Annotated in this window: 10 protein-coding genes; 3 read left to right on the plus strand and 7 right to left on the minus strand. The window is 74.5% G+C overall.

Features of this window, described 5'->3' with window-relative positions; translation table 11 throughout:
* The first annotated feature begins 7 nt into the window (after positions 1-7).
* The 3 genes from ACYVGT_RS09830 to ACYVGT_RS09840 are packed head-to-tail and all read left to right on the plus strand — an operon-like array spanning position 8 to position 3,116.
* Complete coding sequence (locus ACYVGT_RS09830) at positions 8-1,378, plus strand: extracellular solute-binding protein (protein ID WP_460856248.1); 1,371 nt, start codon at positions 8-10, stop codon at positions 1,376-1,378.
* Positions 1,379-1,428: 50 nt separating this feature from the next.
* Positions 1,429-2,268, plus strand: a complete 840-nt coding sequence (locus tag ACYVGT_RS09835) for a carbohydrate ABC transporter permease (protein ID WP_460856510.1) — start codon at positions 1,429-1,431, stop codon at positions 2,266-2,268.
* Positions 2,265-3,116, plus strand: a complete 852-nt coding sequence (locus ACYVGT_RS09840) for a carbohydrate ABC transporter permease (RefSeq protein WP_460856251.1) — start codon at positions 2,265-2,267, stop codon at positions 3,114-3,116. Before ACYVGT_RS09835 ends, ACYVGT_RS09840 begins: the two co-directional genes overlap by 4 nt.
* Before the next feature lie 62 nt (positions 3,117-3,178).
* Here the strand turns inward: ACYVGT_RS09840 and mmsB are convergent, their stop codons facing one another.
* From mmsB to ACYVGT_RS09875, 7 genes are all read right to left on the minus strand, one after another.
* Positions 3,179-4,495: a multiple monosaccharide ABC transporter permease gene (gene mmsB, locus ACYVGT_RS09845; RefSeq protein WP_460856254.1), complete on the minus strand. Its 1,317-nt coding sequence runs from the start codon at positions 4,493-4,495 to the stop codon at positions 3,179-3,181.
* A gap of 64 nt (positions 4,496-4,559) precedes the next feature.
* A complete protein-coding gene (locus ACYVGT_RS09850; RefSeq protein WP_460856512.1) occupies positions 4,560-6,113 on the minus strand; it encodes an ATP-binding cassette domain-containing protein in 1,554 nt (517 codons plus the stop codon).
* A gap of 68 nt (positions 6,114-6,181) precedes the next feature.
* A complete protein-coding gene (chvE, locus tag ACYVGT_RS09855; protein ID WP_460856256.1) occupies positions 6,182-7,288 on the minus strand; it encodes a multiple monosaccharide ABC transporter substrate-binding protein in 1,107 nt (368 codons plus the stop codon).
* A gap of 128 nt (positions 7,289-7,416) precedes the next feature.
* A complete protein-coding gene (locus tag ACYVGT_RS09860; RefSeq protein WP_460856258.1) occupies positions 7,417-8,823 on the minus strand; it encodes an L-fucose/L-arabinose isomerase family protein in 1,407 nt (468 codons plus the stop codon).
* Positions 8,820-9,575, minus strand: coding sequence for an L-ribulose-5-phosphate 4-epimerase (locus ACYVGT_RS09865; protein ID WP_460856260.1), 756 nt, complete (start codon positions 9,573-9,575; stop codon positions 8,820-8,822). The genes ACYVGT_RS09860 and ACYVGT_RS09865 overlap by 4 nt, the downstream gene beginning before the upstream one ends.
* Before the next feature lie 368 nt (positions 9,576-9,943).
* A complete protein-coding gene (gene araB / locus ACYVGT_RS09870; RefSeq protein WP_460856262.1) occupies positions 9,944-11,671 on the minus strand; it encodes a ribulokinase in 1,728 nt (575 codons plus the stop codon).
* 29 nt (positions 11,672-11,700) lie between these two features.
* Positions 11,701-12,732, minus strand: a complete 1,032-nt coding sequence (locus ACYVGT_RS09875) for a LacI family DNA-binding transcriptional regulator (protein WP_460856265.1) — start codon at positions 12,730-12,732, stop codon at positions 11,701-11,703.
* Between the last annotated feature and the right edge of the window lie 604 nt (positions 12,733-13,336).

Genomic DNA, 13,336 nt, shown 5'->3' on the forward strand with positions numbered 1-13,336 from the left:
AGGCCCGATGGTGAAGGTGAGCGCGCCCGCTGCGGCGCGGACCGGCGCGGTGCTCGCGGCCGCGGCGCTCCTGGTGCCGGCCGCCGCCGGCTGCGAGGGATCGGCCCGCGAAGAGGGCGTCATCAAGGTCGTCTACCAGGACTTCGGCGCCTTCCGCGCCGCCGGCACCCTGTTCGAGAAGGTCAAGGAGGAGTTCGAGGCGGCCAACCCGGGCACCACCCTGGAGCTCAACGCCGTCGAGTCGCCGGCCGAGGACTACCAGTCGCAGGTCAACCTGATGAACCAGTCGCCCTCGGATGCGCCGGACATCATCTACGAGGACTCCTTCACCATCAACTCCGACGTCGACGCCGGCCACCTCCGCCCCATCGACGACTACTGGGACGCCTGGGAGGACGCCGGGCAGTTCAACGAGCAGGCCGACGCGGCCGTCACCGCCCTGGACGGCAAGCGCTACGGCGCGATGCTCGGCACCGACACCCGCGGCCTCTGGTACAACCAGCGGCTGCTGGCGGAGGCGGGCGTGGAGACGCCGTGGGAGCCCGAGGACTGGAGCGAGGTGCTGGACACGGCGCGCACCCTCAAGGAGGAGCTCGGCGGCGATGTGGCCCCGCTGAACGTCTACGCCGGAACCCCGGTCGGCGAGGTCGCCTCCATGCAGGGCTTCCAGATGCTGCTGTACGGCACCGGCGACACCCTGTTCGACGAGAATTCGCAGACCTGGACCGCGGGGTCCCGGGGGTTCACCGAGTCGCTGGAGTTCATGGAGTCGGTCTACTCCGAGGGGCTGGGCCTCAGCGAGCGGGATGCGCTGAACGCCAACGCCGCCACCCTCAACAACGAGGAGCGCATCCCGGCCGGCGAGATCGCGATCAGCCTGGAGGGGTCGTGGGCCACCCAGTCATGGATCGAGTCGGCCAACGAGCCGTGGCCGGAGTGGGAGGAGGAGATGGTGTTCACCGCCATGCCCACCCAGAGCGGCCAGGATCCGGGCGCGGTGAGCATGTCCGGCGGCTGGACGCTGGCGATGGGCGCGCACACCGCAGACCCCGACCTCGCGTGGGAGGCCATGGCCATGGCGCTGAGCAAGGAGAACGCGACGCTGTTCGCGATCGACGGCGCCCAGATCCCGGTGCGCACCGACGTCGCCGAGTCGGAGGAGTACCGCGCGGAGTCGCCGATCGTGGACGCCGCCAACGACCTGGTCGATGTCACCCACTTCCGGCCGGCCTACAGCGAGTACCCGCGGGTGTCGCTGGCGGTCCAGGAGGCCACCGAGTCGGTGGTGCTCGGCGAGGCGACCCCGGAGGAGGCCGCCGCAGCCTATGACGCCGCGCTCACCGACATCGTCGGCGAGGACGCGGTGGCGGAGCGCTGACGGTGTCGGCCTCCGCGCTGCGCCCGGGGGCCCTCGGGCGCACGCTGCCGATGCTGCCGGCCCTGGTGCTGCTGCTGGCCTTCTTCGTCGGGCCGGTGCTGTGGACGGTGTGGGCGTCGTTCACCAACGAGGCGCTCACCGGAGCAGCCGCGGCCGACACCCGGTTCATCGGGCTGGACAACTTCACCCGCATGCTGGGCGATCCGTCGGTGGCCGAGGCGACGGTGCTGACGGCGGTCTTCCTGGTGGGGTCGGGCGTGGTCGGCCAGACCGTGCTGGGCCTGGGGCTGGCGCTGCTCATGCAGGGCCGGCGCGCATGGGTGCGCGGCGCGGTCGGCGGCATCGTGGTGGGCGCGTGGGTGGTGCCCGAAGTGGTGGCCGGGTTCGTGTGGGCGGCGTTCCTGGAGTCGGAGGGCACGCTCAATGCGCTGCTCGGAGCGGTGGGCGCGCCCGGCCAGTCGTGGCTGACGACCGCGCCGATCCTCGCGGTGGTGCTGGCCAACGTGTGGAAGGGCGCCGCGTTCTCGATGATGGCGTACTCGGCCGGCCTCGCCGAGGTGCCGTCCGACCTGCGGGAGGCGGCGCGCGTCGACGGCGCCGGCGGGCTGCGGGTGATCTGGCACGTGGTGCTGCCGCTGCTGCGCCGCACGATCGCGGCGACGATGCTGCTGGTCACCCTGCAGACGGTGCAGGTGTTCACGCTGATCTACGTGATGACGGCCGGCGGGCCGGGCGGGCGGTCGACCACGCTGCCGCTGCTGATGTACCAGGAGGCGCTGCGATTGGGCGACATCGGCTACGGAACGGCGATCGGCCTGGTGCTACTGCTGGTGGCCGCGCTCTTCTCCGCCGTCTACCTGCGCACCCTGCGCCCGGGGGAGGTCCGGTGAGCACGCGGCGGTGGACGGTGGCCTCACCGCGGCGGGCGGCGGCGGCAGCGGTGGCCTACGCGGTGCTGGTGCTGGTCGCGGTGGCGTTCCTGCTGCCTGCGGTGTGGCTGCTGCTGGCGGCCTTCGACCCGGAGGCGTCCTCGCGGATCAGCCTGCCGGACCGGCTGTCCGCCGGCAATTTCGCGGCGGTGGCGACCGCGGACATCCTCTTCGTCCCGGTACTGAACTCGCTGTGGGTGTGCGGCGGCGCTGCGCTGGTGACGGTGGCGGCGTCGGTACTGGCGGCCTATCCGCTGTCCCGGTTCGGGCTCCGGTTCGGCCGGCCGTTCCTGTACGCGGTGCTGTTCGCGACCGGCCTGCCGCTGACGGCCGTCATGGTGCCGGTCTACAGCCTGTTCCTGCAGCTGGGGCTGGTGGATTCGCGGTGGGCGGTGATGTTCTTCCTGGCCGCGGCGAGCCTGCCGTTCGGCATCTTCCTGACGAAGAACTTCCTCGACGGCACCCCGGTGGAGCTGGAGGAGGCGGCCTGGGTGGACGGCGCCTCGGCCCGCCAGTCGCTGCTGCGCCTGGTGCTGCCGCTGGCGGCTCCGGGGCTGGCCGTGGTCGGCATCTTCACCCTGGTGGTGACCTGGGGGAACTTCTTCGTCCCGTTCGTGCTGCTGAAGACGGCGGAGCGGCTGCCGGCCGCGGTCCGCATCTACACCTTCTTCGGCCAGTACGGCTCGGTGAGCTACGGCGAACTGGCCGCCTACTCGCTGCTGTACGCGCTGCCCGTGGTGGTCCTCTACCTCGCCGTCGCCCGCTTCCTCGGCGGCACGTTCAACCTGGGCGGCGCGATGAAGGGCTGACCCGCGGGCGGCTCCGGTGCAGGGCGGCGTCGGCCCGCCGTGCACCGGAGCCGGCGGCCCGCTCAGCCGGGCCGCGGCGGCGCGGGTTCGCCCGCGGCTGAGCGGGCGCCGTCCGTACCGTCCGCGCGGTCCGCGCCGGCCGCGCCGGCCTCGCTGCGGTCCGGTTCCTGCGGCACCGCCCGGCGCTTCGCGGCCAGGTCGAAGGCGACGGCCGCCAGCAGCACCAGGCCCTTGATGGCCTGCTGCCAGTCGACGCCGAGGCCGATGATGGACATGCCGTTGTTCATCACGCCCATCACCAGGGCGCCGATCACCGCGCCGACCACGGTGCCCATGCCGCCGGTCGCCGACGCACCGCCGATGAACGCGGCCGCGATGGCGTCCAGCTCGAACATCGTGCCCGCGCCGGGCGTCGCCAGGTTGAGCCGCGCGGTGAACACCAGCCCGGCCAGCGCCGACAGCACGCCCATGTTGACGAACACGAAGAAGACGTTCCGCTTGGTCCGCACCCCGGACAGCAGCGCGGCCTGCTCGTTGCCGCCGGTGGCGTAGATCCGCCGCCCGGCGACCGTCGAGCGCATGAAGAACGCGTAACCGGTGATCAGCACCAGCAGCAGCGCGCCGACGACGGGGACGCCGCGGTGCAGGGCGAGCGCCGAGCACAGGCCCATGACCGCCGCGACGACGGCGACGTCGCCCGCCGCCAGCGCGGGGGTGCCGCGCGCCGGCAGCCCGTGCCGCCGGTCGCGGGAGCGCACCGCGTGCCGCCACTGCACGAGCGCGGCCGACGCGAGCAGGCCGAGGACCAGCGGTACCGCGTAGACTCCGCCGACCTGGACGTCAGGGACGTAGCCGGCGGCGAGCGTGCGCGCCGACTGCGGCAGCGGCCCGACCGACTCGCCGCCGAGGACGAGCATGGTCAGTCCGCGGAAGACCAGCATCCCGGCGAGCGTGACGATGAACGCGGGCAGCCCCGCGTAGGCCACCCAGAAGCCCTGCCAGGCGCCGATCAGGCCGCCCAGCACGAGCGCTGCGGGGACGACCGCGACCAGCGGCAGCCCCCATTCGGCGAGCATGATCGCCGAGACCGCCCCGGTGAAGGCCACCACCGAGCCCACCGACAGGTCGATGTGGCCGGTGATGATGACGAGCATCATGCCGATGGCAAGGATCAGGACGTAGGAGTTCTGCAGGATCAGGTTGGAGATGTTGAGCGGCTGCAGCAGCAGGCCGCCGGTGAGGACCTGGAACAGCACGACGATCGCGGCGAGGGCGACCAGCATGCCGTAGCGGCGCACGTTGAGCCGGGCGAGCGCGGCGAGCAGCGGCCGCAGCACCGCGAGCGGCCCTGCCGCCGCAGGCCGGGTGGGCGGGGTCATAGCGTCTCCGTAGGGGCGGTTCTGCAAAGCAGGGTCAGTTCGGGGCGCTGCGGCGCGGGCGGAGTCACAGCGCCTCCGGTGCCGCGGCCGGCGCGGGCGGCCGCGAGACGGCGGTCATCCGGCGCATCAGCGCTTCCTGGCCGGCCTCTGCGGCGTCCAGGCAGCCGGTGATCCGGCCCTGCGACATCGTGTGGATGCGGTCGCACATGCCCAGCAGCTCGGGCAGTTCCGAGGAGATGAGCAGCACCGCGGTGCCGTTGCGGGCGAGCTCCCGGATGATCCGGTAGATCTCGTACTTGGCGCCGACATCGACGCCGCGGGTCGGCTCGTCGAGGATGAGCAGCTCCGGTTCGGTGAACACCCACCGGCCCAGCACGACCTTCTGCTGGTTGCCGCCGCTGAGGTCGCCCACCGCCTGCGCGGTGTCGCGGCACTTGACCAGCAGCCGGGTGCGCAGTTCCTCGGCCGCGACCGCCTCCCGCGCCGGGTCGACGACTCCGCGCCGCGCGACCCTGCCGAGCGCGCCGAGGGTGAGGTTGGTGCGCACGTCGAAGTCGCGCAGCAGCCCCTGCTCCTTGCGGTCCTCGGGCACGTAGGCGATGCCGGAGGCGACGGCCTCTTCCGGGGTGCGCGAGCGCACCGGTGCGCCGTCCCGGGTGACGGTGCCGCGCACGTAGCGGCCGTAGCAGCGGCCGAACACGCTCATCGCGAGCTCGGTGCGGCCCGCGCCCATCAGCCCGGCCAGCCCGGCGACCTCGCCGGAGCGCACGTCCAGCGTCGCGCCGTCCACCGCGCGCACGCCGGGCCGGCCGGGGTGGTCGACCGTCCAGTCGGCGATGGTGAACCGCACCGGGCCGGGCGAGGAGGTGGCGGGCGGGAACCGGTTCTCCAGCGGCCGGCCGACCATGCCGCGGATGATGCGCTCCTCGTCCACCTCGCCGGCCGCCGCATCGAGCGTCTCCACCGACCGGCCGTCGCGCAGCACCGTCACCCGGTCGGCGACGGCCACGACCTCGTCGAGCTTGTGCGAGATCAGGATGCAGGCGATGCCGTCGGCGCGCAGGCCGCGCAGCAGCTCCAGCAGCGCGGCGCTCTCGCTGCGGTTCAGCGCCGACGTCGGCTCGTCCAGGATGAGCACCCGGACGCGCTTGTCCAGCGCCTTCGCGATCTCCACCAGCTGCCGGCGGCCCACACCCAGCTCCGACACCGGCAGCGCCGGGTCGACGCTGAGGCCGACCCGGCGCAGCGCCGCGCGGGCCCGCCGCGCGGTGCCGCCGGCGTCGATCAGGGCGAGCGGGCCGCGGCCGCGCGCCTGCTCGTTGCCGAGGAACAGGTTCTCGGCGACGCTGAGCTGCGGGACCAGGGCGAGCTCCTGGTGGATGATGACCACGCCCGCGGCCTCGCTGCCGGCGACGCCGCCGAACCGCTGCGGCGCGCCGCCCACCTCGATCTCCCCGGTGAAGGTGCCGTGCGGGTGGACGCCGCTGAGCACCTTCATCAGGGTGGACTTGCCCGCACCGTTCTCGCCGATGAGCGCGTGGATCTCGGCGGGGCGCACAGCCAGGTCGACGCCGTCGAGTGCGACCACGCCGGGGAACGCCTTGCGGATGCCGCGCATCCGCAGCGCGGGCGGGCCTGCCTCAACCGGGCCGGCGGCGGAGGCCCCGCCGCCGCTGCCGCTGCCGGTCACGCCAGGTCCTCCTCGCTGTAGTAGCCGCTCTCGATGAGCACCTCTTCGTAGTTGTCCGCGTCCACCGAGACCGGCTCCAGGAGCATGGCGGGCACCGTCGTGACGCCGTTGTCGTAGCTCTCGGTGTCGTTGACCTCGGGCTCTTCGCCGCGGGCTGCGGCGTCGGCCATGTCGGCGGCCGTCACGGCGAGTTCGCGGGTGTCCTTGAAGACGGTCTGGGTCTGCTCGCCGGCGATGATCGACTTGACCGACGCGGTCTCGGCGTCCTGTCCGGTGATGACCGGCAGCGGCGTGTCACCGCCGTAGCCGGCGCCCTTGAGCGAGGAGATGACGCCGGTGCTGATGCCGTCGAACGGCGAGAGCACCGCGTCCAGGTCGCGGTCGGAGTAGTGCGCGCTCAGCAGGTTGTCCATCCGGTCCTGGGCGATCGCGCCGTCCCAGCGGGTGGTGGCGATCTGCGCCATCTCGGTCTGGCCGCTGGGCACTTCGAGGACGCCGTCGTCGATGTGGGGCTGGAGCACCGACATCGCGCCGTCGAAGAAGAAGTAGGCGTTGTTGTCGTCCGGCGCGCCGCCGAACAGCTCGATCGCGAAGGGGCCCTCCTCGTTCTCCAGGTCGAGCGACTCGGCGATGTAGGTCGCCTGGAGCACCCCGACCTCGAAGTTGTCGAAGGTGGCGTAGTAGTCGACGCCCTCGGTCTCGCGGATGAGGCGGTCGTAGGCGATGACCGGGATGTCGGCCTCGGCCGCGGAGTCGACGACGTCGGTGAGCGCCTCGCCGTCGACGGGCGCGATGACGAGCACGTCGACGCCCTTGGTGATCATGTTCTCGATCTGGGCGACCTGGTCCTCGACGACGTCCTCGGCGTACTGGAGGTCGGCGCCGTAGCCTTGCTCCTCCAGGTGGTCCACCATCTGGGAGCCGTCGCGGACCCACCGCTCCCAGGACTTGGTGGGCATGGAGATGCCGACGGTGCCGTTCTCGCCTTCCTGCCGGGCGGCGTCGCCGACGCCGCCGCAGGCGGCGAGGGAGGCGGCGGCCGCCAGGGCGGTCGCGGCGGCGGCTGCGGTGCGGATCGTGGTTCGGGGGGCGGGGGTGCGCATGGGTATCGCCTCGTTTCGGGGAGCGGCGCCGGGCGCCGCTGCCGTGGTGTGGGTCGGGTCGGATAGGCGGGGGGGGGGGGGGGGGGGGCCCGGCTCCCCCCGGTGCGGGGCCCCGCGGTGGGCCGCTGCTAGACCTGCCGGAACTCGGCCCCGGTGGCCGTGCAGAGCGCCGCCCAGTCGGCGGCGCACCGGCCCGGGACCATGGCCATGTGGTGGGTGCCACCGGCCTGCAGCCAGCCGTCGAGGCAGGCGCGGACGCCGGTGTCGGGCTGGAAGTAGCCGTAGGGCATCTCCAGTGCGGGCAGGGCGGGTGTGTCCGGTACCTCGCCTTCGGCGGCCACCAGGCGGAACCGGCCGCCGCCGAGGGTGACCAGGCTGGCCAGCGTGGCCGGCCCCGGGCGGAGCCGGAAGAGCAGCGTCGGCGGGTCGCCGAGGCCGCCGATCTCCAGCGGCCGCTTGATCAGCCGGACCGGCTCGTCATCCCGGGCGAAGTGCCAGTTGCCCTCGCCCATGTGGCTCATCAGGACGGCATCGCGCGGGAAGTCCATCGCATACATCTCGGTGAAGTGGCCGGCGCCGGTCAGCCGGTGGCCGGCGTAGACGGCCGCGGCGGCGACCGCGTCGCCCTCGCCGGCGAAGCCGTACCCCTCCGCCATCAGGGTGGAGGCGGCGGCCATCGGCAGCCGGTCGAACCGGCCGTCCTCGCCGAGCGCGTCGAAGTGCGTCGAGTAGGCGCGGCAGCCGTGCCGCTCCAGGACGCGGGCGAGTGCGGCGCGGTACCGGGCGTGGTCGCCGAGCTCGGCGTCGCTCAGCCGCTCGTCGACGGCGAACCGCGCGCGGTCCTCGGCGATGAGCTCGGCTGTCTCGTCGGCGCCGACGGCCTGCATCTCCCGGAACAGCTCGCCCTGGGCGATGTGCACCACCTCGGGGCCGAGCGCGCGGAGCAGCTCGCTCTCGTCGAAGCGCGCGTCGCCCATCCCGTTCATGGGGTAGCCGACGACGCCGATGCGCAGCTGGCGCAGGTCCGCGGCCGCGCGGGCGGCCCGCGCCCAGCGGCCGATCCGCTCGGCGAACGCGGGCGCGGCCCGGTCCTCGGTGACGACGGTGAACGGCCGCCCGGTGCGCACCAGGGCGTTGGCGGTGTCCTGGGCGCCGTGCACTCCCTGGTTGTAGGTCATGTCCGCCATGTCCCACTGCGCGGTGGGCGCCGGCTCGGGCTGGATGTTGGCCAGGCATACCGGCAGCCTCAGATCAGCGAAGAGCCGGGTGAGCCGGAGCGAGGGGCCGTAGGTCAGCATCACGACGAGCACGCCGTCCAGGCCGGCGTCCTCGAAGCCGCGCACCGCCTGCTCGGCTGCGCCGCGGTCGCGTACCGGCGGCGCAACGGTGACGTCGCAGACGCCGGCGAGCTGGTCGGCGACCTCCAAGGCGTAGGCGTGCTGCCGCTCGGTGATGCCGGGGAGCATCGCGTCGTAGAGCGGCTGCATGACGCCGAGCAGGCCGATGCGGGGCCGCCGTGCGGTGGAGTCGGTCATGCTCCGTCCTCTCCCCCGCGCCGGTCTTCGGCGCCGGGCTGTCCGTATACGGTGCGGTAGCGGTCGTGCAGTGCGTCGATGTCGTCGGCGGGCAGGGGTGCGACGGGGCCGTGCTGGCGGGCCAGGTGCACGGTGCGGGCGGCGTCCTCGCAGAGCACGGCGGCCTTCACGGCGGCTTCGGGGTCGGGGCCGATGGTGAAGACGCCGTGCGCGCGCATCAGCACCGCGCGGGAGCGGTGGCCGCGCAGGGTGGCGACGATGCCGCGGCCGATCGCGTCGTCGCCGATCCGCGCGAAGGGGCCGACCGGGATGTCGCCGCCGAACTCGTCGGCGATCTCGGTGACCGCGCACGGGATCGGCTCGCCGCGGGCGGCCCACGCGGTGGCGTGGCCGCTGTGCGTGTGGGCGACGCCGCCGACCTCCGGCATCGCGCGGTAGACGTAGGCGTGTGCGGCGGTGTCGCTCGACGGGGAGCGGCCGGCGTCGACGGGGGCGCCGTCGAGCGTGCACACGACCATCGACTCCGGGGTGAGGTGCTCGTAGCGCAGGCCGCTGGGCTTGATGGCGAACCGGTCGGTACCGGGGATCCGCGCGGAGACGTTTCCGCTGGTCCAGGCGACGAGTCCCCAGCGCACCAGTTCGCCGTGCAGCGCGCACAGCTCGGTGCGGATCCGCTCTTCTGCGGCGTCGGGGGCGCCGGGCGGCGCACTGCCGGAGGCGGGGCCGGTTCGGGACGGGGGGCGGGATGCCATGGGTCCTCCTCGGGGCCGGCGCGGGGAGCCCCGCGCCGGCGGGTACGGCCATGGGCCGGTCGGTCCGGAACCGGACCGCGGATCGGGTCGGACGGAGGGCGAGGGTGCAGGCGGCGCTGCGGCGCTGGGCTCGGGCTGCGGATCGGGAGGGTGCGGGCTCGGCTGCGGGTCGGCCGGGGCGCCCGCTGGGCGGGAGCGGTGTCGACGGCGAGGGGGCGGTAGCGGCGCCGCGCGGCGCACCTGCGCCTGCACGCGGGGCTCGGTGGGGCGGTGGATCAGCGCCCAGCGGCCCGGAGGCGGGCCGCAGGCGGTGGGGGCGTGAGCGGTGCGGGTGGCGGGCGGGGGGCCGGGGCGGTCGGCGCCGGGGGTCAGTCCGCGGCGGGACCGTCCGGTGCCCCGGCGAGGGCGCGGTTGCGGAGGGCACGCAGGCGGTGCAGCAGCCGGGTGGACCGGCCGAAGTGGTCGTGCAGCTCGGTGTAGAGGGCGTACAGCTCGGTGTAGGCGGCCGTCCGCTCCGGGTCGGGGTGCACGGCGTTCAGCGTGCGTCCGCCCATGGCGGCGGACGCGGCGGGCAGATCGGGGTGGACTCCGGCGGCGACGGCCGCGTGCACGGCAGCACCCTTCGCCGGTCCCTGATCGGAGTCGGCCACGTGCAGCGGCCGGCCGAGGACGTCGGCGTAGATCCCGAGGACGAAGGGGTGCCGGGCGAGCCCGCCGGCCGCGGTCACTCCGCGCACCGGGGCTCCCCCGCGCTCGAGCGCGTCGACGATCGTGCGCGCACCGAATGCGGTGGCCTCGACCGAGGCGCGGTAGAGGTCCTCGGGCCTGGTGGCCAGGGTCAGCCCGGCGACGGCACCGGAGAGGTCGTGGTCCACCAAGACGGACCGGTTGCCGCTGTGCCAGTCGAGGGCGACCAGGCCGTGCGCGCCGACCGGCTGCCGCGCGGCCTTCTCCGCCAGCAGCGCGTGCGCGCCGATCCCCCTCTCGGCCGCCTCGCGCGCGTAGTCGTCCGGGAAGGCGGTGCGCGCGGCCCAGGCGAACACGTCGCCGACGCCGCTCTGGCCGGCTTCCACGCCCCACAGGCCGGGGGACACGCCGCCGTCGACCACGCCGCACATGCCCGGGACGTCCGGCGGCTCCTCGGCGTTCATGATGTGGCAGGTACTGGTGCCCATCACGGCGAGCAGCTCGCCCGGCGCGAGGGCGCCGGCTGCGGCCGCGGTGACGTGCGCGTCGACCGTGCCGGCAGCGACCGGGATGCCCTCCGGCAGGCCGGTCCACTCGGCGGCGCGCCCGGTCAGTGCTCCGGCGCGGCTGCCGAGCGGCAGCAGCGGGTGGGCGAGCTTCTCCTCGGCGAAGCCGGCGAAGCGCGGGTCGAGCGCGGCGAGGTAGTCCCGGGACGGGTAGCGGCCGTGCTGGTGGATGCCCTTGTATCCGGCCGTGGCGGTATTGCGGGTCTCGCGTCCGCACAGCTCCCAGACGATCCAGTCGGCCGCCTCGATCCAGCGGCCGGCCCGCTCGTAGAGCTCGGGGTCCTCCCGGAGCAGCTGCAGCCCTTTGGCGAACTGCCACTCCGCGGAGATGCGGCCGCCGTACCGGGGCAGCCACGGTTCGCCCCGCTCAGCAGCGAGTGCGGTGATCTCGTCGGCCTCGGCCTGGGCGGCATGGTGCTTCCAGAGCTTGGGGTAGGCGTGCGGCCGTCCGGCGAGGCCGGGCAGCTCGCACAGCGGTGTGCCGTCCGCGGTGGTCGGCAGCACCGTGCAGGCGGTGAAGTCGGTGCCGATGCCGGCCACCGCGGCGGCACCGACACCGGCGTCGGCCAGCGCTCCGGGAACGGCGATCCGCAACACGTCCCGGTAGTCCTCGGGGACCTGCAGCGCCGTGTCGGGGGCGAGCGGCGTGCCGTCCGGCAGGGCGGTGTCGAGCACGCCGTGCCGGTAGGGGTGCTCGGCGGAGCCGAGTTCGGCGCCGTCGGCGGCGCGCACCACGACGGCGCGGCCGGAGAGGGTTCCGAAGTCGACACCGACGACGACGGGGCCGCCGGCCTCGGCAGCGGAGCCGGCGCGGTCAGTGTGCGCGTTAACATCGGCGGGCATTCGGGGGTGCCTCCGTCTCGAAAGCGGCGTCAGCGTGTCGTCGGGCGGGGCGGGGCGGCGCAGCTGCGGCGGACCACCAGCCGGGCCGGCACGACCTGGCGGGACGGCTCGCCCGGATCGCCGCCGGCCTCGACGAGGTCGACGAGCAGGGCGATGCCGCGCCGGCCGACCTCGGCGAAGTCCTGGGCGACGGTGGTGAGCGGAGGGGACAGGTAGGCGGCCTCGGGGATGTCGTCGAAACCGGCGACGGCGACGTCGCCGGGAACGGAGACGCCCGCTTCCGCGAGGGCCCGCAGGACGCCCACCGCCATCTGGTCGTTGGCGGTGAACAGCGCCGTGGGCAGGCCGCGGTCGATCAGAGTGCGGCCGAGCGCGTAGCCGGAGGCGGGGCGCCAGTCGCCGTAGAGGGGCTCCGGGACGGGCGCTCCGGCTTCCTGGAGCGCGCGCTGCCAGCCGGCGACGCGGGCTTCGGCTTCGAGCCAGTCCCGCGGTCCGGCGATGTGCGCGACCTCGGTGTGGCCGAGGCCGAGGAGGTGCCGGGTGGCCGCGTAGCCGCCGCCCTCCTGGTCGACGCAGACGACCGGCAGGTCGGGGGCCTCGCCCCCTTCCACGGCGACCACCGGGACACCGCCGGCCCAGCCGGGCATGGCCTCGATCACCGCGCGCTTGGGCGCGATGACGATGTAGCCCTCCACGGACTGCCGGGCGAGATGGCCCATCGCCTCCCGCACCTCGGTCCGGGTGCAGCCCGGCACCGAGACGATGCTGAGGAAGTAGCCGGCGGCGCGCGCGGCGCGCTCGATACCGGTGAGCGTCTGCGCGGGACCGTAGTGGTCGGTGTCGAACGCCACCACGCCCAGGACCCCGGTGCGGCGGGTGACCAGGGCGCGGGCGGAGGTGTTGCGGCGGTAGCCGAGCGCGTCGATGGCCTGGTGCACGCGGTCCCGGGTGGCGCCGCGGACGTGGGGATGTCCGTTGAGCACGCGGGACACCGTCTGGTGCGAGACGCCGGCGAGCCGCGCCACGTCAGCCATCACGGGGGTGCGCTCGGGTGCCGCCATGGGTCCTCCGAGGGGTTCGGCGGGCAGGTCTCGTCCCGGAGCAGGAACCGCCTCCGGTGACGTGGCCCACATTGTTAGCGCTAACATGCCCTCCGTCAAGGGTCCCCGGCCTCCGCATCCCGCCGTGCACCCGCCCGCGGAACCGGACAGCCCGCACCGCCTGCCGAAACCCGCCTGCCCCCGGCCGCCGGCACCGCCGCATCGCGGCCGGAAGTCAGCCAGCCGCCGCGCCCCTCCGGCCACCGGGGGCGGCACCCCGCAAGGGACCCTGCGGGACCTCCGGTACCGCATCCGCCGGAGCCCGGTTTCCGGTGCGAACGCCGCCCGCGACGGCCTCGCCGCTCGGCGCCGCCGATCCGGTCCGCCCGCGCCGGCTGCCGAAACCCTCCGGCCCGCACCCGCGGCCCCCGCCGGGGCGCCGAGCACGGCAGCGCCGGCGGAACCGTCCGGAGCTCCTCAGCCGCCGCGGTCTGCCGCCGGCGGCAGACCGCGGAGCTTCTGCCGGACCCTGCAGCCGGCGCGGGCTGCTGCGGGCAGTGGTCAGAGGAGCGCGGCGGCGAGCGCGCGCCAGGTGCGGGCCGCACGGGGAAAGCCCCCGCCGCCC

The sequence above is a fragment of the Nocardiopsis coralliicola genome (assembly GCF_054779695.1).

Excerpts from the sequence above, each read along its gene's own strand:
- ACYVGT_RS09830 (WP_460856248.1), top strand. The coding sequence starts at position 8 with ATGGTGAAGGTGAGCGCGCCCGCTGCGGCGCGGACCGGCGCGGTGCTC.
- ACYVGT_RS09835 (WP_460856510.1), top strand. The coding sequence starts at position 1,429 with ATGCTGCCGGCCCTGGTGCTGCTGCTGGCCTTCTTCGTCGGGCCGGTG.
- mmsB (WP_460856254.1), bottom strand. The coding sequence starts at position 4,495 with ATGACCCCGCCCACCCGGCCTGCGGCGGCAGGGCCGCTCGCGGTGCTG.
- ACYVGT_RS09850 (WP_460856512.1), bottom strand. The coding sequence starts at position 6,113 with ATGCGCGGCATCCGCAAGGCGTTCCCCGGCGTGGTCGCACTCGACGGC.
- chvE (WP_460856256.1), bottom strand. The coding sequence starts at position 7,288 with ATGCGCACCCCCGCCCCCCGAACCACGATCCGCACCGCAGCCGCCGCC.
- ACYVGT_RS09860 (WP_460856258.1), bottom strand. The coding sequence starts at position 8,823 with ATGACCGACTCCACCGCACGGCGGCCCCGCATCGGCCTGCTCGGCGTC.
- ACYVGT_RS09865 (WP_460856260.1), bottom strand. The coding sequence starts at position 9,575 with ATGGCATCCCGCCCCCCGTCCCGAACCGGCCCCGCCTCCGGCAGTGCG.
- araB (WP_460856262.1), bottom strand. The coding sequence starts at position 11,671 with ATGCCCGCCGATGTTAACGCGCACACTGACCGCGCCGGCTCCGCTGCC.
- ACYVGT_RS09875 (WP_460856265.1), bottom strand. The coding sequence starts at position 12,732 with ATGGCGGCACCCGAGCGCACCCCCGTGATGGCTGACGTGGCGCGGCTC.